The organism is Streptomyces sp. NBC_00259 (assembly GCF_036181745.1).
Classification (GTDB): domain Bacteria; phylum Actinomycetota; class Actinomycetes; order Streptomycetales; family Streptomycetaceae; genus Streptomyces; species Streptomyces pratisoli.
In genome coordinates this window covers 7,355,371-7,372,660 of record NZ_CP108080.1, presented here as the reverse complement: position 1 = coordinate 7,372,660, position 17,290 = coordinate 7,355,371, and the positions used below count along the sequence as shown (strand labels likewise).

At 71.0% G+C, this 17,290-nt stretch carries 14 protein-coding genes; 6 read left to right on the top strand and 8 right to left on the bottom strand.

The window, feature by feature from the left end; all coding sequences use genetic code 11:
• Positions 1–104: 104 nt before the first annotated feature.
• The 6 genes from OG766_RS33010 to OG766_RS32985 form a co-directional block, all read right to left on the bottom strand.
• Complete coding sequence (locus OG766_RS33010) at positions 105–1,106, bottom strand: helix-turn-helix domain-containing protein (protein WP_328727014.1); 1,002 nt, start codon at positions 1,104–1,106, stop codon at positions 105–107.
• Positions 1,107–1,302: 196 nt separating this feature from the next.
• A complete protein-coding gene (locus tag OG766_RS33005; protein WP_328727013.1) occupies positions 1,303–2,181 on the bottom strand; it encodes a universal stress protein in 879 nt (292 codons plus the stop codon).
• 30 nt (positions 2,182–2,211) lie between these two features.
• Complete coding sequence (locus tag OG766_RS33000) at positions 2,212–2,574, bottom strand: UBP-type zinc finger domain-containing protein (RefSeq protein ID WP_328727012.1); 363 nt, start codon at positions 2,572–2,574, stop codon at positions 2,212–2,214.
• A 125-nt stretch (positions 2,575–2,699) separates the two neighbouring features.
• On the bottom strand, positions 2,700–4,148 hold the full coding sequence (locus OG766_RS32995; RefSeq protein ID WP_266385165.1) for an ATP-binding protein: 1,449 nt from the start codon (positions 4,146–4,148) through the stop codon (positions 2,700–2,702).
• Entirely contained in the window at positions 4,145–5,803 is a 1,659-nt protein-coding gene (locus OG766_RS32990) for an FAD-dependent oxidoreductase (RefSeq protein ID WP_266385166.1), read from the bottom strand. Before OG766_RS32990 ends, OG766_RS32995 begins: the two co-directional genes overlap by 4 nt.
• A 139-nt stretch (positions 5,804–5,942) precedes the next feature.
• Positions 5,943–8,357, bottom strand: a complete 2,415-nt coding sequence (locus tag OG766_RS32985; RefSeq protein WP_328727011.1) for a beta-N-acetylglucosaminidase domain-containing protein — start codon at positions 8,355–8,357, stop codon at positions 5,943–5,945.
• Positions 8,358–8,709: 352 nt separating this feature from the next.
• Between OG766_RS32985 and pgm the strand changes: the two genes are divergently transcribed.
• Complete coding sequence (gene pgm / locus OG766_RS32980) at positions 8,710–10,350, top strand: phosphoglucomutase (alpha-D-glucose-1,6-bisphosphate-dependent) (RefSeq protein ID WP_266385168.1); 1,641 nt, start codon at positions 8,710–8,712, stop codon at positions 10,348–10,350.
• A 141-nt stretch (positions 10,351–10,491) separates the two neighbouring features.
• On the opposite strand, the gene OG766_RS32975 is transcribed toward pgm, so the two are convergent.
• Positions 10,492–11,241: a DUF7507 domain-containing protein gene (locus tag OG766_RS32975; protein ID WP_328727010.1), complete on the bottom strand. Its 750-nt coding sequence runs from the start codon at positions 11,239–11,241 to the stop codon at positions 10,492–10,494.
• 14 nt (positions 11,242–11,255) lie between these two features.
• Positions 11,256–12,854: a DUF7507 domain-containing protein gene (locus tag OG766_RS32970; RefSeq protein ID WP_328727009.1), complete on the bottom strand. Its 1,599-nt coding sequence runs from the start codon at positions 12,852–12,854 to the stop codon at positions 11,256–11,258.
• A gap of 162 nt (positions 12,855–13,016) precedes the next feature.
• Between OG766_RS32970 and OG766_RS32965 the strand changes: the two genes are divergently transcribed.
• The 5 genes from OG766_RS32965 (at position 13,017) to OG766_RS32945 (ending at position 17,193) form a co-directional block, all read left to right on the top strand.
• Positions 13,017–13,220 carry a hypothetical protein gene (locus OG766_RS32965; protein ID WP_328727008.1) on the top strand — a complete coding sequence of 68 codons (204 nt, stop codon included), beginning with the start codon at positions 13,017–13,019 and terminating at the stop codon, positions 13,218–13,220.
• Positions 13,221–13,704: 484 nt separating this feature from the next.
• A complete protein-coding gene (locus OG766_RS32960; RefSeq protein ID WP_266385176.1) occupies positions 13,705–14,043 on the top strand; it encodes an antibiotic biosynthesis monooxygenase family protein in 339 nt (112 codons plus the stop codon).
• On the top strand, positions 14,040–14,927 hold the full coding sequence (locus tag OG766_RS32955) for an NAD(P)-dependent oxidoreductase (protein ID WP_266385177.1): 888 nt from the start codon (positions 14,040–14,042) through the stop codon (positions 14,925–14,927). Before OG766_RS32960 ends, OG766_RS32955 begins: the two co-directional genes overlap by 4 nt.
• Positions 14,924–15,955 carry an amidohydrolase family protein gene (locus tag OG766_RS32950; RefSeq protein WP_328727007.1) on the top strand — a complete coding sequence of 344 codons (1,032 nt, stop codon included), beginning with the start codon at positions 14,924–14,926 and terminating at the stop codon, positions 15,953–15,955. The genes OG766_RS32955 and OG766_RS32950 overlap by 4 nt, the downstream gene beginning before the upstream one ends.
• Entirely contained in the window at positions 15,952–17,193 is a 1,242-nt protein-coding gene (locus OG766_RS32945; protein WP_266385181.1) for a cytochrome P450 family protein, read from the top strand. The genes OG766_RS32950 and OG766_RS32945 overlap by 4 nt, the downstream gene beginning before the upstream one ends.
• The last annotated feature ends 97 nt before the right edge of the window (positions 17,194–17,290 follow it).

Here is a 17,290-nt window from a genome sequence, read left to right as displayed (position 1 = left end):
GCCCCGGGCGGCGTGGGTGACGTGATCACCCGCGTGGGGGCGGGAGAACACGGAGCCGCCCGGAGAGGTGCGGCCGGCGGATTCGCCGGCCGCATCTCGCACGCTCAGAGCCAGTTGCGGCGCGCGGCATGCCATCCGAGCTGCATCCGGGTGGCGACGCCGGCGAGGTTCATCAGACCCTGGATGCGCCGCTGGACGGTGCGTTTGCTGACGCCGAGCTGCCCGGCGATCGAATCGTCGGTGATGCCGGCGACCATCAGCGACAACAGGTGCTGGTCCTCCGGGGTCAGCGCGGCGGAGTCCGCCGACAGAACGGTCCCGCCGATCTGGCCCTCCGGAGTCACCCGCAGCGGGGCGCCGACCTCCCAGTAGCGCTCGAACAGGGCGACGAGCGCCTCCACCAGGCTGCTGCCGCGGACGACGGCCGTGCTCACGTCACGCGGATTGCCTGCCGGACCGTCCGGCGCCAGGGGGCAGATGGCCAGACTCCGGTCGGCGATCGCCATCCGCAGCGGCAGCGCGGGCACCGCGCGGGCTGCCTCCCCGGCGCGCACGGCCCTGACGACGTTGTCAACCGAGCCGGAGTCGTCGAAGAACGCCTGCTCGTACAGCACGCGGTAGCCCACCCCCCGGGCCAGTGCCTCGAACTCCGAGCGATTCGTGCCGGACGGCATCGCGACGTACTGCGCCTTGCAGAACCACAGCAGCTCGTGGCGGGCACTGTCCTGGACCTGCCGCAGGCGCTGGCGCAGCGCCCCGGCCCCGCTGATGATCTCGATCACCTCGCCGGCGTCACGGCTCCAGGCGCTGCGGCGGTAGTTCTCCATGAGCTCGTTCACCGCGGCGCGTGCCTTGTCGAGGTCGTCCGCGCGACGATCCAGCAGCGGCAGGAGAGCCACATCGGGCGGATTGGCCGCGAACCGCCCGGGGCTGTCCTCCACCCCGCGGGCCAGGCCCCTTTCCTCCAGCGCGAGGAGCAGCCGTTCCGCGCTCCTCTCGTCCTGGCCCGTCGTCGCGGACATCTCCCGAGCCGACGACGTCACGGCGACGACGAGCGCGCCGTACACCTCGGTCTCGGCGGCCGAAAGGCCCACCGCCTCCAGCATGCTGCCCCTCTCCCAGCCCCTCGCCGGCCCCCTACCGGCCCAGCTCTCCCGACACCCCCGGACTCTTCGACAACGCGGACCGGCGCTCCATTCCCGCCGGGCGCGACGTCCGGATGAGTCGTGGGGCACCACAGTGACAGGGCGCGGAGCGTGGATCAGTCGTGGGGTACCACAGTCACGGGGCACGGGGCGTGGATCAGTCGTGGGGTACCACAGTCACGGGGCACGGGGCGTGGTGCAGCGCCGCATGGACGACCGGGCCCACGTGCGCCCCGGTACGGGCGGGGCGCCGCGGCCGCCCGAGGATCAGCAGGCGGGCTTCCCGCGCGGCTTCGAGGAGCAATCTGGCCGGTTTGCCCGGTACGGCCTCCTCGGCCACCGGCACCTCCGGGTACTTGTGGCGCCAGCCGCTCAGCGCGGCTTCCAGCGCTTGTTGCCGCTCCTGCCTCAGCACATGGCCGTAGGGCGATTCGAGGTCACCGGCCAGGCGCTCATGGATGGTCGGAGGACTGAAGGCGTACACGAACCGAAGGGCGAGGCCGCGGACCCTGGCGCTCTCGAAGGCGAACTCGATCAGCAGGTCGGCGTGATGGGCCGCGTCCAGCCCCACGACGACGGGCGGCGCCCCGCCACCGGCGGTCTCCGCCGCGCCCGCGGCGGCGGCCGGGCGGACGAGCGCCACCGGTCGCTCCGCACGGGCAACGGTGGCGAGGCCCACGGAACCCACGAGGAAGCCGGTGAGGGTCCCGATGCCACGGGATCCGATGACCAGCATCTCCGCTCTCGACGAGGCCGCCACGAGCATGTCCCGCGCGGCCCCCGACACCAGCTCCCCCTCCACCGGGAGCCCGGGGAAGATCCCGGAGACATGCTCCAGAGCCTCGTTCAGCACCCCCTCCGCCCACTCGTGCTCGCTGGTGCCGGCCGGCACGGACGCCGGAGGCAGCGGGTGCCACGCCCATGCGTGCAGCACCTGGAGCGGCCTTCCGCGCAGCTGTGCCTCCTCGGCCGCCCACTCCAGGGCGGCGACACTCTCCGGAGATCTGTCGACCCCCACGATGATCGGCCGGGCCATGGCGACGTCACCTCCGCGAGGAACACCGTGTCAGTGCAGGTGCCGCTCCCAGCCGGACGGGACGGCGCCCGCCGGTCCGGGAGTGGGCTGGGAGAGCGGGTGGCAGTCGGGGCCGGCGAGCTTCGGGCCGTCCTCGAAGTACTCCTCGGTCTGCGCGTTCCAGAACCAGTTCTCGCCCGGCTCGAAGCTGGTGAGGAACGGGTGGCCCGATGCGACCGCGTGGCGGGTGCCGTGCTGGGACGGGGACGAATCGCAGCAGCCGATGTGGCCGCACTCGGCGCACCGCCGCAGATGCATCCACCAGCCCGGCCCGTCACCCGCGAGGCACTCGACACAGCCGTCGCCGCTGGGGTGCGAGGTGGGGTCGATCCCGGGAATCCGGTCGTCCGCCATGGCGCCGCTCCTCGATCGCTCTCGGTCGATTTCGGTTGCTGTCGGGACTCCGGCCGCCGGTGCTCGCCGAAGGGCCCTCCCTCCCAGGCTCGCGCCACGCGCAGGTGATCGCCATGTGTGGGCTCTCAGGCCGGTTCTGCGGCCGCGTGCCGGGCGAGCGGCAGGGAGACGCGGAAGCGTGTGTCGCCGGGGCGGGATTCGACGCGGATGTCTCCGCCGTGCTTGTCGACGACGATCCGGTAGGAGATGTCCAGTCCCAGCCCGGTGCCCTCGCCCACCGGTTTGGTGCTGAAGAACGGTTCGAAGATCCGTGGCCGGACCTCGGGGTCGATCCCCGTCCCCGTGTCCCGCACCTCGACGTGCACACAGTCCTCGTCGTGCCAGGTGGCGAGCGTGAGGGTGCCGCTGTCGCCCATGGCGGCGAGCGCGTTGTCGATCAGATTGGTCCACACCTGGTTGAGCTCCGCACCGTAGGCGAGGACGTGCGGCAGGTCCTGGTCGTACGTCTTCACCACCTGGACACCGCCGGGGATCTTCGCCCGGAACATCACCAGGGTGGCGTCGAGGAGTTCATGCAGGTCCACGGGCTGCTGCGCGGCGCGGTCGAGTTGGGAGTACTGCCGTGCCGCGTCGACCAGTCCCGAGATGCGCCGGACCGCGTCCTCGATCTCCCCCATGAGCAGCTCGGTGTCCACGGTGTAGCTGAGCCAGCTCACCGCCGCCAGGCGGTTCTCGTCCGTGAGCCCCTCGGTGGCCTCGTCCAGCCAGGCGGAGTCGATGCCGCCGGAGACCAGGACGGGAGCGATGTCCCAGGCGTTGTCCAGACCGGCGTCCTCCAGCCAGTCGCCGAGTTCGTCCTCGGCGTCCGCCGCCTCGATCGCCGACAGCTTCCGCGCCTGGAGCGTCCGCCGCACCGCGGCGTCCTGCATCTCCACCAGCTCATGGAGGCGTGTGCCGTCGATCCGGCCGTCCGCCACGAGCGCCAGTTTGTGCCGCATCCTGGCCACCCGGTCACGCAGGGTGTCGGTGGCCCGGACGGCCGCGGCGGCGGGGTTGTTGAGTTCGTGGGTCAGCCCGGCGGTGAGCGAACCGAGCGCCAGGAGCCGTTCGCGCTCGCCCACGATCACGTCGATGGCGCGCGTCCCCAGGAACAGCCCTTCCAGGAGGTGCAGGGCCATGGGGAACCACGTGCGCAGCGCGGTGGCGAACTCCGACGCGGGGAGCACGAAGAACTCCGCGTCGGTGATCGCGCGCATCGAGTGGGCGTAGACCTGGTCCACCCGGTCACCGAGGTAGGCCTGGGTGGCACCCCCGTAGGCGCCTCGCTGATCCGTGCGGCTGAGTTCGATGTCGTCGCCGTGGAGATGACGGCTGAGCGCGACCGCGCCCCTCAACAGCACGAAGAAGCAGGTCGCGCTCTCGCCCTGCGTGTACACGTCGGTCGACGCGTCCCGCACCTCGACCCGTCCGCGCTCGGCCAGCCAGGACAGCTTCTCGTCGTCGAGTGCCTCGAAGAGGAAGAGGGTGCGCAGTTCGTCCGGCGTCAGCGCGCTCCGAGACGTCGAGGCGGTCATTGCGCCTCCAGGTAGCGGTGTACGAGAGTGACGGCCATCGCTCCCTCACCCACCGCCGAGGCGACCCGCTTGACCGACTCGGCACGTACATCCCCCGCGGCGAACACTCCGGGGACGCTGGTTTCGAGATGGTACGGAGCGCGCGTCAGCGGCCACCGGGGCGACCGGCTGCTCGCCGCGGGCAGATCCGGTCCGGTGAGAACGAATCCGCGGTCGTCGCGCGCCACCAGGCCGTCCAGCCAGTCCGTCTGCGGCTCGGCGCCGATGAACACGAACAGCCAGGTGGCGTCGACGGTGCTGACGGTTCCGGTGCGGCTGTCGCGCAGTGTCAGCTTCTCCAGGTGACCCGAGCCGTCGCCGGCCGTCACCTCGGTGCAGGTGTGGACGCGGATGTTGGGGACGGCCTGGATCTGCTGGATCAGGTAGTGGGACATCGACCGGGCGACGTCCGGGCCGCGGATCACCAGATGGACGGCCCCGGCGTAGCGCGAGAAGTAGACGGCGGCCTGGCCCGCCGAGTTGGCGCCGCCCACGATGTACACGTCGTCGCCCCGGCAGTTGGCGGCCTCGAAGGAGGCGGATCCGTAGAAGACGCCCGCGCCCTTGAAGGAGTCCAGGTGCGCCCCGGCCAGGCGCCGGTAGGAGACACCCGTGGCCAGGACGACGGTGTGCGCGCCGATGGAGGTGCCGTCGGCGAAACGCAGCACGCGTCCCGCTCCCGCCGCCTCCATGGCCACCACTTCGGTCGCGCTCAGGATCTCGGCACCGAAGCGTGCGGCCTGCCGGCGCGCCCGGTCGGTCAGCTGCGCTCCGGACACCCCGTCGGGGAAGCCCAGGTAGTTCTCGATGCGGCTGCTCTGGCCCGCCTGTCCGCCGGTCGCGCTGCGCTCGACGAGCACGGTGCGCAGGCCCTCCGAGGCGGCGTAGACGGCGGCCCCCAGGCCCGCCGGGCCCGCCCCGATGACGACGACGTCGTAGAAGTCGGACGCGGGGCTGGTGCTCAGGCCGACCCGTTCGGCCAGTTCCGCCTCGGTGGGGGCGTGCAGCGTCTTGCCGTCGGTCGTGATCACCAGCGGGACGTCCGCGGCGGTCAGGCCGGCCGCTTCGAGCAGTTCCGTGCCCTCGGGCTCGTCGGCGGCGATCCACCGGTAGGGAACGAGATTGCGCGCGAGGAACTCCCGCACGGCGAAGGAGGGCGCCGACCAGCGATGGCCGACGAGCCGCGTCTCGGGAGCGTCCGGGTCGGGGGCCGTGTCCCAGAGTTCCAGCAGGGTGTCGAGGACGGGGTAGAGGTTCTCCTCCGGCGGGCTCCACGGCTTGAGGAGGTAGTGGTCGAGGTCCACGACGTTGATCGCGTCGATGGCCGCCCCGGTGTCGGCGTACGCGGTCAACAGCACCCGCCGCGCCCGGGGGAAGAGATCCATGGCCGCTTCGAGGAACTGCACGCCGTTCATCGCGGGCATGCGGTAGTCGGCGATCATCACGGCCACCGGGTCACCGCGCAGCTTCAGCTCACGCAGGGCTTCGAGGGCCTCGTCGCCCGAGGGCGCGCGCAGGACCCGGAACCGGTCGCCGTACTGGCGCCGCAGGTCGCGGGCGATGGCCCGGGAGACCCCTGGATCGTCGTCGACGGTCAGGATCGTCGCCTTCGCCATCTCTTCATGATGCGCCCTGGCCCTTCATGACGCGCCCCGGCCGGTGACCGTGCCCGACCCGCGGGTCGACGGCCACCGGCACGTTGATCACCCGGCCAGTGCACCCGGTCGGATCACCGGGCTCGGTCACCGGACACGGTCACCCGGATCGATCAACGGCGCCGTAGACGCCGAACTCGTAGATCGAATAGCCCCAGGTCGTCGCGCGCTCGACTCCCTGCATCCGTACATAGCGGACCGGCTCACTCCCGGAGGGCAGTCGCACGACGTCGTTGCCGCAGGACTCCGGACGTTCGGTGGCGACGGTCGTCCAGGCGGTCCCGTCGGTCGACGTCTGCACGGCGTACTCCGACGCGCAGGCGGACTCCCACGCGAGGGTGACCGCGGCGACACGCGCCGGGGCCGCCAGCTCGATCTGCACCCAGGAGTCGTCGCTGTATCCGGACGCCCAGCGGCTGCCGGGGTCGCCGTCGTTGACCTTGGCGGCCGTGAACCGGTCGAGGTCCTGCTCCACACCGGACGCGGTGGCGGTACCCGCGAGGGCGAGGTTGTGGCCGCCTCCGGCGACGTCCCACAGGCTGATCCGTACGTCGGCCTGCGCCAGGAACGTGTCGAGAACGCCGTCCCCGACCTTGGGCTGGACCTCGCCCCAGGTGTTGCGGGCCGGGACGGTCCGTACGGCCCTGGCCCGGCTCTGCAGCGCACGGGACTCGGCCACCAGGCTGTCGGCCCGGTCCTTGTCGCCGTCGTTCCTGGCGGCGAGGGCGTCGATCATCTTCACCGCCGCCCGGCCCCACAGCTCGGTGGCGTCGAGCCAGGCGCCGGCGTCGGCGACGAACCCCCGCTGCACCGCGCCGCCGCGGATGACGGCCGGCGCACGCTCGATCTCCTCTGCGTAGCCGCGCAGCGAACGGATCGCCTTGTCCCGGTCGGCGCCGTCCCAGGCGGCCCAGAAGTCCGAGACCTCGGCGGCGAGCCGCGGCGCCTGGCTCTGCCAGGGGGTGGAGCCGAAGGTGGGCGCGAGATGTTCGAGGTCGCCGAGGACGAGCAGGGCCTCGGTCGCCCTGCGGTCACCGCCCGCGAGATAGGACATCGCCCGCGACCACGTGGAACCCGCCCGGTACGCGCGGTCGTTCCAGGCGAAGTCGGCGGCGCCGAAGACGGCGACCTTGCTCGCGTACGGCTGGTTCATCGGGTTGGCGACGATGCCGCTCAGATGCTCGGACAGACCGGCCTCGCGCTTGTCGTACGGGGCGAGCAGCAGTCGGCCGCTGGTGTTGCCGAAGTCGTTGACCGGATAGTTGTCCCAGACGAACACCTTGCGGCCGAAGAGCGTGGACGCCGCGTCCGCCTGTGCGTTGGTGATGCTGGGCGGGACGACGTCGGTGCCGGTCCACATCACCACGACCTCGGGCGCGAGTTCGGCCCGCATCGTCTGCTTGTACGCGGTGTCGGTCAGGTCGCCGTACTCGGTGGGCACCATCTGGAGGGGCTGGGCGCCCTCGTGGGTGGCGACGAAGTTCCTCTGGACGTCGTTGAGCAGATCGACCTGCGCCGCGGCGGCCGCCGCACGCCCGGGGGCGCCGAACTTGGTGGCGTCGCCCTCGCAGTTCCACTTGGTGTAGCTGATGTCGTCCAGCGGGATGGAGAACGCGCGGGTGCCGAGGTCGTACAGGGCCTGGAGCTTGGCCTTGAGCGCCTCGCGGTCGGCGGGGTCGGAGTAGCAGATCGACTCGCCGGGAGAGACGGCGAAGGTGAACCGGACGTGGTTCTCGCCGGCGCGGCGCACGAGTTCGCCGAGTTCGTATCGCTTGTCCGCCGGGTACGGGTCCCGCCACTTGCCGCGGTGGTACGGGTCGTCCTTGGGGGCGTAGACATAGGTGTTGGCCTTCACGTCGCCGTAGAAGTCCATCTGGTCCAGGCGCTCCTGGTGGGTCCAGGGCTGCCCGTAGAAGCCCTCGATCGTGCCGCGCAGGGCCATGGAGGGATGGTCGCTGACCCGGACCCCGGCGATCTTCCAGCGGGGTCCCGTGGCGGGGCGGAAGAGCTGGCGCAGGGTCTGCACCGCATAGAACTGCCCGGCGGCGTCATGGCCTCCGAGGGCCACCACGCCGGGAGCGTGCCGGCCGACGCCCACCCGGATCGCATGGCCCTCGGCCTGTGCCGGGACGCGGGTGGTGCCCAGGGCCGCGGCGATGTCCGGCCGGGACGCCGGTCCCAGCAGCACGGTCAGGTCCCGCGAGGAGGCCGGGGCGGACGTGCGGGGCCCGGTGACGTCGACGCGTGCCGCGCCGTGGGCCTTGAGGACCTCGACGAGACGGGCCCGGGCCGCCGGGTCGGTGTCCTCGTCGGCGACGAGGACGACCCGGCGGGTGACAACGATGTCCTCACCGGCACGGGTCAGGGACTGCGGAGTGGGTACGACGGCGGGAAGGGCCGAGGCGACGGGAAGTGACGCGACGTCGGACGGCGGTGTCAGGTCGCCCAGCCCGAGGGCGGCGGCGGTGAACGCGGCCGCGAGCGGGGCGCCCCGCGCGATCCTGCTCGTTCTCATGGTGTCTCCAATGGGCACACACAGATGACGAAGGTGGTCTAAACCAATTACCGCCCCGCGAGTCTGGCAGCCGCATGCGCACTGGTCAACGCCCCGTGCTCCACGAGTTCTCACAAGAACCCTTGAATACCCGGCAGTTGCCGGCGAGGGACGAGAGCGCCCGCCCGGTCCCCCGGCCGGCGGCCGGCCCGGGAGAACCACCACCCGCCACGGGTGTACGTCCCCACGGTGGGCATGTCTGCCTGGAGGCTTCACCGGAGGGTCCCGCGGAGGGGCAACCGGACGAAACACGACCGACAGGCGATCATGACTCGTGCACTGATCGCACCGAGTGACGCGAAGGAGAGGGCGCATGCCGAACGAGCGCGCGGGACAGCCGGCCCGGCCGGAGGACCTCATCGATGTGGCTCGGCTGGTGACCGCGTACTACGCCCTGCACCCCGATCCGGCCGACCCCGCCCAGCGTGTCGCCTTCGGCACGTCGGGACACCGGGGGTCCTCCCTCGCCACCGCCTTCAACGAGGACCACATCGCCGCGACCAGCCAGGCGATCTGCGAGTACCGCGCCCAACAGGGCACCGACGGGCCGCTGTTCCTCGGCGCCGACAGCCACGCGCTCTCCGAGCCCGCCCGGGTGACCGCCGTGGAGGTCTTCGCGGCCAACGAGGTCACCCTGCTCATCGACGCCGCCGACGGCTACACCCCCACCCCGGCCGTGTCGCACGCCATCCTCGCCCACAACCGCGGGCGCGACTCCGGCCTGGCCGACGGCGTGGTGGTCACGCCCTCGCACAATCCGCCGTCCGACGGCGGTTTCAAGTACAACCCCCCGAACGGCGGGCCCGCCGGTTCCGAGGCCACCGGCTGGATCCAGGAGCGTGCCAACCAGATCATCACCGGCGGACTGAAGGACGTACGGCGGCTGCCCTGGAGCCGGGCGCTGGCCGCGCCCACCACCGGGCGGTACGACTTCCTCGGCGCCTATGTGCGCGACCTGCCGTCCGTGCTGGACCTGGACGTCGTGCGGGCCGCGGGAGTGCGCATCGGCGCCGATCCGCTGGGAGGCGCGTCCGTCGCGTACTGGGGCCGCATCGCCGAGGAGCACCGCCTCGATCTGACCGTCGTCAACCCGCACACCGATCCCACCTGGCGGTTCATGACGCTGGACTGGGACGGCAAGATCCGGATGGACTGCTCCTCCCCGTACGCGATGGCGTCGCTGATCGAGGGGCGCGATCGCTTCCAGGTGGCCACCGGCAACGACGCCGACGCCGACCGGCACGGCATCGTCACCCCCGACGGCGGGCTGATGAATCCCAACCACTACCTCGCCACCGCCATCGCGTATCTCTTCGACCACCGGGACCGGTGGCCGGCCGGAACCGGCGTCGGCAAGACGCTGGTGTCGTCCGGCATGATCGACCGGGTGGCGGCCGACCTCGGCCGTGAACTGGTCGAAGTACCGGTCGGTTTCAAGTGGTTCGTGGACGGGCTCGCCGACGGCACCATCGGCTTCGGCGGCGAGGAGTCCGCCGGGGCCTCCTTCCTGCGCCGCGACGGCTCGGTGTGGACCACCGACAAGGACGGCATCCTGCTGGCCCTGCTCGCCTCGGAGATCCTGGCCGTGACCGGGCGGACGCCGAGCGAGCACTACGCCGCGCTCACCGACCGGTTCGGCGCACCGGCGTACGCGCGCCTCGACGCCCCCGCGACCCGCGAGGAGAAGGCGGTACTGAGCCGTCTCTCCGCCGACCAGGTGACGGCCGACACCCTCGCCGGAGAACCGATCACTGCCGTGCTCACGCACGCTCCGGGCAACGGTGCGGCCATCGGCGGCATCAAGGTGACCACGGCCAACGCCTGGTTCGCCGCACGCCCTTCGGGCACCGAGGACGTGTACAAGGTGTACGCCGAGTCCTTCCTCGGGCCCGAACACCTCACGCAGGTGCAGGAGGAGGCCCGGTCCGTGGTGGCGGCGGCGCTGAACGGCTGACGTCCTCGGCCCGGCCCTGACACGGCGTCCTCGCCGCTGTGTCACGCCGCCGGGGCCGCGACCGTACGAACAGGGACCGGGTCCTCGACGTGTGTCGAGGACCCGGCCCTTGTCCGTGCCGGTGGTGGTCAGGCCGTGGTGCTAAGGCCGGTGGTGATCGGGCCGCTTCTTGTCGTGGGAATCGTGGTCGTGGTCGTGGTCCCCGTGGCCCTTCGATGTGGTCACCTTGGCGCTCGACCGGTTCGACGTCACCTCGGAGCCTGCGGGCAGCGTGCCCGTCGCGATGGCCGTGTTCTTCACCGAGCCCGCCCGGATGTCGCCCTTGGTGACCTCGTAGGACGCCGTGCAGGTCATCCGCTCGCCCGGCGCGAGGGAAGTGCCGGGGCAGGAGACCTCGGGATCGCGGCCCTTCCCGGTGAACTCCGTCTCCTCCACCCGCACATCGGTCAGGGCCTGCGTGCCGGTGTTCTCGACGACGAAGCGGTACTCGACCCGCTTGCCGGGCCGGGTGACCTTGCTCGGCGAGGCCGACTTCTTCAGCTTCAGCACCGCACCGTGATGCCCGGGGGTGGTCACCGTGGCGCTCGACGGCTGCGAGGTCACCGGGGGAAGCCCGGCCGGTGTGCCGGTGGCCGTGACCGTGTTCTGCACGGAGCCCGCGCGGATGTCCTCGTTGGTGACCTCGTAGTTCGCCGTGCAGGTCATCTGCTCACCCGGCACGAGGGCGGCGTCGGGGCACGAGACGTCCGGCCGTGGGCCGGATCCGGTGAAGGCGGTCTCGTTCACCGTCACGTTCGCCAGTGCCACGTTCCCCGTGTTCGTCACCACGAAGCGGTAGTCCACGCGCTGGCCCGGGGCCGTCACCACGGACGGGGAGACCGTCTTCACCACGGTCAGCTCCGCGATCAGGGCGAACGCGTCACATTGCCCGTGTTGTGCACCAGGTACGAGTACGTGAGGATCTCGCCGGAACGGAAGGGGCCGCCGTCCCCGACGACGGTCTTCACCAGTGACAGCACCGGAGTCTGCTGGGCGGTGACGGACGCACTCGCGGTGTCGGTCACCGCCGGGCCCGACGGCGGAGTGCCCGTCGCCTCGGCCGTGTTCTCGATCTCCCCCGCGTTCACATCCGCCTGCGTGACGCCGTACGTCGCCGTGCACTCCATCGACTGCCCCGGAGCGAGCGACGTCCCCGGACACGACACCTCAGGATCCGTACCCGTCCCCGAGAACACCGTCTCGCTCACCGCCACACCCGACAACGTCACATTGCCCGTGTTCGTCACCACATGCCGGTACGTCACCACCTGCCCCGCCGCGGTCACCGACACCGGCTCCACGGACTTCGCCAACGTCAGCGAAGGGGCCGCCGGTTTCGGTGTGTTGGTGAAGGTGCACAGGATGCGGGGGCTGTTCGCCCCCTGCTGGGTGGCGGGGAAGTGCAGTTCGAACGAGGTGGCCGTGCCCGAGGTGACGGGTGCGTTGGCGTTGGCCGTGTCGACACAGGCGTACGTCGATGTGTAGTTGTCGAGGCTGCCGCCGGACACGGCGGTCTCGGTCAGCGTGTACGTCGTGTTCGCCACGCCGATGACGGGTCCGGCGGCCGGTGACTGGACGCCGGTGGTGGTGCCGGTGGTGGTGCCGGTGGTGGTGCCGGTGGTGGTGGCGGTGTTGCCGCTGCTGATGCCGCCACCCGTGATCGACAGTTCGAACTGGTCGTTCGAGGTGGTCGACGTGGCGAACCGGCCGGCGATGTTCTTCTGCGGCGTCAGCGTCGGATTGGTCGAGCAGGCACCGAGGTCCACGGAGGCGAAGGTGGTGTCCGAAAGCTGCTTCGCCTGGCCGATGAGCGCGCCGTTGTTGGGGTTCACGGCCTGCAGGAAGGTCGCGGTGGACGGTGCGGGGGAGCTGAACTCGATGAAGAGCTCACCGCTGTTGTTGAAGGCGATCCCGTTGTACTGACGCTGCTGGGGGTTGTTGATGGTGGTCAGCAGGGTGTCGGTCAGCGCGACCCCGGTGGCGGAGCCGGTGGTGGGGAGCGGTCCGGGGACCACGCCGATCGCCGCGTTGTTGGAGCTGTTCGCCGAGGTGACGATGTAGAGGTTGCCGGACGCGTCGAAGGCGATGTCCCCGTTGGCGCTGAACCGGCTGGTGATGGGCAGGTCGAAGGTGGCGATCACGCCGGGGATCGCGGTGTTCGTCTGGGTGTTGAAACCGTAGACGGTGACCTTGCCCGGGGTGGTGGTCGTGCCGGTGCCGAGGGCGGCGTAGTAGTAGATGCGGCTGGCCGGGTCGATCGCGCCGGCCACGACCACGACCCCGTCGCCGGGGGTGGTCCCGGGGTACTTGGTCCAGGTGCCGGAGGCGGCGTCGTATCCGTGCACGACGATGGACGACGCCGTGCCGGTGCGGTTGACGAGATACGCGCCTGTTCCGCCCGGGAGGATCCCGAGGGCGTTGGTCATGCCGCCCTGGGGGATCTTGCTGACGAAGGTCGCCGTCACGGTGGGTGTGGGACCGGCGAGGGTGCTCGCGTTGAGGGCGAGCAGGGTGCCGTCGTCCGAGGCACTGGCGCCGTTCTGCAGGGCGTAGATGGTGTTGCCCGAGCAGTCGAGGGGAAGCGCGGCGGCTTCGGCCGCGGCTTCGGCTTCCCCGCGCCCGGCTTCTTGGCGCTCGGCTTCGTCGCGCTCGGCTTCTTCGACCTGGCCGCGTCCGCCTTGGCCGCGTCCGCCTTGGCTGCCTTCTGCTCGGCCGTCGCCGCCTCGGCCCTCGTCGGTTCCGCCGTCACCGGCTTCGTGTCGGCGGGTGCCGCCACCGCCGCCGGGACCGGCCCCAGGACCAGTAGCGCCCCGAGGGCCCAGGACACGTAGCGCCGGGACCGGGACAGCGTCCGGGTCCGGGGAACGGAGCGCGCCCTGCCGAGCGCGGGATCCGACCCTCCTGGGGATGGGGCTACGGACATCTACGACTCCCGGGAGTGGTCGAGGAACTGCCGAATGCCCGCGCACACACATCACGAGCGGTAACAGTTCATAGGCCCTCTTGATCACGTCGTCGCATGCGCGGGAACGTGTCCTCCCGATGCGCCGGGGAATGTGCCCCCAACGGCTTGCAACCGGGATCCGATCGCCTGAAGGGCCTCGACCGACGGGCCGTCCCCCGCACCCGTAAGCACGTTCGGCCCAGCTCAAATCCGCCCCGCCCAGGGGGCCTTCCGGACTCACCCGGACGGTCTAACCAGTAAGGGAAAGCCCTTGTCCCCACTGGGTCGTGCACCCATTGGAGTTGCGTGGCTACTGGCGCCATGAGTCCTTAGAAAGCGTGTCCTGCCAGATCTCACCATCAGGAGGAGACATGGGCACTGTGCAGAACGGCCAGATGGCCGAAAGGTTGTCCGTGGTTTTCGCGGTCCGTGTGATCGAGGGCGGTGAGCAAGGATTCCTGGAGATGTACGAGAAGCTCCGGAAATCCGTCGCCGGAACTCCCGGTCACATCATCGAGAGGCTGGGAGAGCCCGTTGACGACTCCCGCCAGTGGGTCATCACCAGCGAATGGGAGACTCCCGAACACTTCTTCGCCTGGCAGCAGAGCGAGGACCACCGCGCGCTGGTGGCCCCGCTTCGCAAATGGGTCGACTCGACGCAGTCGCTGCGGTTCCGGGTCGTCAAGGAGACCGTGAAGGAGACGTCATGACGCGCACCACCAACGGCCCCGTCGCCGTCCTCGGCCTCGGCACGATGGGCACGGGCCTTGCCACCCGCCTTCTCGACCAGGGCATACAGGTACGGGTCTGGAACCGTACCCCCGAGCGGACAGAACCGCTCGCCAGGGCCGGCGCCTTCGCCGCGGCCCGTCCGAGCGAGGCCGTCGAGGGAACGAGCGCCGCGATCTGCACCGTCGCCGACGGTGAGGCCCTCGGCACCGTACTGCGCGGCCCTGACGGGGTCCTGGCCAGGGGCGACTACCCCGGCGCCCTGATCTGCGCCAGCACCGTCGCCCCCGAGGAGGTCGTCCGCATCGCCGGGAACGCGCCCTCCGTCATGGACGTGGGCATGCTCGGCAACCGGGAGCACGCCCGCGACGGCGAGCTGCGGCTGTTCGTCGGCGGCGAGGAGCGGGTGTTCACCGCCGGCCGGCCGCTGCTGGAGATGCTGGGCAAGGAGGTCGTCCATCTGGGCGCACTCGGTTCCGGCATGCGGATGAAACTGCTCCTCAACCTGCTCATGGGTATAGAGGTGCAGGCCCTGGCCGAGGCCGCCGAACTGGCGGCCGCCTCCGGTCTCGACAAGCGGCTCGTTCTCAAGACGATCGCGGGCAGCGGCTTCGCCTCCCCGGTCATGGCGTTCAAGTCCAGGCGCCTGGCCACCGGGCGCTTCGACGAGCCGGACTTCCGGCTGCGCCTGATGGCGAAGGACCTCATGCTCGCCTCTGAGCAGGCAGAGGCGGCCGGACTGCGTCTGCCGCTCGCCGCCGCGGCGGCGGAGACCCACGTCCGCGCCACCGAGCAAGGACTCGGCGACGAGGACTGTGCCGCGGTCACCCGCGCCCTCACACCGAAACCGGGAAGCCACACATGATCATCGACATCCACGGACATCTGTCCCCACCGGAGGCGGCCGAACGCTTCCCCATGCCCCCCAGCCTGACCGACGTGGACGGAATGCTCGCCGCACGGGCCCAGGCCGGGATCGACCTCACCATCATCGGCAGCCCGGTGGGCGCCGGCGCGATGGCACGGGTCCCGGGCGTCGACAACTTCAAGCAGCCGCGAGACCGGCTCCGTGGCTTCCACGCCTGGATGTCGGGGCTGATCGCCTCGTTCCCCGACCAGTTGCGCGGATACGTCTACGCCAACCCGTTCGGCGACGACGATCATCTGGAGGGGGTGAGGGAGACCCTGGCCGACCCCGCCTTCGTCGGCCTGATCACCCCCTCCAGCGTCCACGGCGAGCTGCTCGGCTCGCCGCGGTCCGACTCCTTCTTCGCGCTGGCCGCCGAGGCGGGAGTGCCGGTCATGGTCCACGCCCCGGCCGAACCCATCGGCACGGAGCGGGTCGACGACATCGGCTTCGTCGAGCAGATCGGCCGGTTCGGCGATGTCGGCACGGCCATGGCCATGATCGCGTTCGCGGGATGGCTGGACAGGTACCCCGGTCTGCGGCTGATCGGCGCCACCGGCGGCGGCGCGATGGCGCTGCTGCCGGAGCGCCTGCAGACGGCGGCGCGCCCCCGTCACTGGGGCGGGGGCGCGCCCTCGGGGGCGCCCTCGGGCCCTCCGTCCGGAGCGCCGTCGCAAGCGCCGTCGGGGCGGCCCGCCGCCCCGGCGGGCGGTCCCCCGCCGTCGAGCCCGCGGTCGGCCGACCCCGGCGCCGCACTGCAGCGCATGTACGTCGACACCAGCCCGTTCAGCCCGGCGCACCTGAGTCTCAACGCGGAGGTCCTGGGGCCCGAGCGGATGCTCTTCGGCAGCGACTCGCCGCCGATGTCCGCACCGCTGGAGGACCTCATCCGCATGATCGAGAAGCTGCCTGTGGACAAGGCGTCGCAGCAGCGCATCCTCGGCGGCAACGCCGAGGCCCTCTTCGACCTCAGGAGCCGTCCGTGACCACCACGCAAGACCCCGTCGCCGCGGCCGAGCAGTGCACCGCCGAGTTCCGGCGGAACCCGCACCCGGTCTACGCACACCTACGGGACACCGCGCCCGTCTGCCCGATGAAACCGCCGCACGGCATCGAGACGTACCTGATCACACGGTACGAGGACGCCCGGGCCGCCCTGTCCGATCCCCGGCTGAGCAAGGACATGTACGGGGCCATGGACGCGTACCGGAGGATCTTCGGTGACTCGTCGGTGGCACTGGACGACAACATGCTCAACTCCGACGCGCCCAAGCACACGCGGCTGCGCAAGCTCGTCAACTCCGAGTTCACGCCGCGCCGTGTGGAGGCGCTGCGGCCGAAGATCCAGGACATCGTCGGGAAGCTGCTCGACGCATGCCCGACCCGGGAGCCGGTGGATCTGCTGCCCGCGTTCGCGTTCCCGCTGCCGATCACCGTGATCTGCGAGCTGCTCGGCGTACCGCCCGAGGAGCGGTCCGTTATGCAGCGGCTGTCCACCACGGTGGCGCAGACGGGCTTCAGCGAGGAGTCCAAGCGGGCCCAGCAGAAGGCGGAGGAGGATCTCCACGCCTACTTCACCGAGCTCATCGCGCGCAAGCGGAGGAGCCCGGGCGAGGACCTGCTCAGCGCGCTCACCGAGGCCCAGGACAAGGACGGCGGCCTCACGGAGAACGAGCTGGTCTCGACGGCGTTCCTGCTGATGTTCGCGGGTCACAAGACGACCGCGTACCTCATCGGCAACGCCGTGTACCACTTCCTGGCCAATCCCGCACAGCTGCGTGCCGTGCAGGAGAACCCGGAGCTGGTCGGACCCGCCGTGGACGAGCTGGTGCGCTACGACGGCTCGGTGGAGAGCGCGACGTTCCGGTTCGCCACCGAGGACCTGGAGATCAGCGGTACGCGGATCCCGAAGGGTGCCCTCGTGCAGATCGCGCTCCTCTCGGCCAACCGTGACCCGCTGAAGTTCGACTCCCCGGACGAGTTCGACGTGACACGACCGGGGAACGCGCAGAGCGCGCATCTGGGGTTCGGCCACGGCAGTCACTACTGCCTGGGCGCGCCGCTGGCCCGGCTGGAGATGCAACTGGCCCTCACCGGCCTGTTCAGCCGGTTCCCGAGGATCGCGCCTGCCGATCCCTCGGCGGGGCCGAAGTGGATGGAGGTCCCCTTCCCGGCGTTCCGCGGCCTCGTGGAGCTGCCGGTCGTGCTCGACCCCGCGCCGTGACGGACGGCCGGGTCGGCACCTGAGACCCGCGGTGTGAGCCCGTGTCCCGAGCCGGGCTCACACCGCGGACGCATGCCCGGCCCGGGCGCGGGCCCGG

Excerpts from the sequence above, each read along its gene's own strand:
- OG766_RS33010 (WP_328727014.1), bottom strand. The coding sequence starts at position 1,106 with ATGCTGGAGGCGGTGGGCCTTTCGGCCGCCGAGACCGAGGTGTACGGC.
- OG766_RS33005 (WP_328727013.1), bottom strand. The coding sequence starts at position 2,181 with ATGGCCCGGCCGATCATCGTGGGGGTCGACAGATCTCCGGAGAGTGTC.
- OG766_RS33000 (WP_328727012.1), bottom strand. The coding sequence starts at position 2,574 with ATGGCGGACGACCGGATTCCCGGGATCGACCCCACCTCGCACCCCAGC.
- OG766_RS32995 (WP_266385165.1), bottom strand. The coding sequence starts at position 4,148 with ATGACCGCCTCGACGTCTCGGAGCGCGCTGACGCCGGACGAACTGCGC.
- OG766_RS32990 (WP_266385166.1), bottom strand. The coding sequence starts at position 5,803 with ATGGCGAAGGCGACGATCCTGACCGTCGACGACGATCCAGGGGTCTCC.
- OG766_RS32985 (WP_328727011.1), bottom strand. The coding sequence starts at position 8,357 with ATGAGAACGAGCAGGATCGCGCGGGGCGCCCCGCTCGCGGCCGCGTTC.
- pgm (WP_266385168.1), top strand. The coding sequence starts at position 8,710 with ATGCCGAACGAGCGCGCGGGACAGCCGGCCCGGCCGGAGGACCTCATC.
- OG766_RS32960 (WP_266385176.1), top strand. The coding sequence starts at position 13,705 with ATGGGCACTGTGCAGAACGGCCAGATGGCCGAAAGGTTGTCCGTGGTT.
- OG766_RS32955 (WP_266385177.1), top strand. The coding sequence starts at position 14,040 with ATGACGCGCACCACCAACGGCCCCGTCGCCGTCCTCGGCCTCGGCACG.
- OG766_RS32950 (WP_328727007.1), top strand. The coding sequence starts at position 14,924 with ATGATCATCGACATCCACGGACATCTGTCCCCACCGGAGGCGGCCGAA.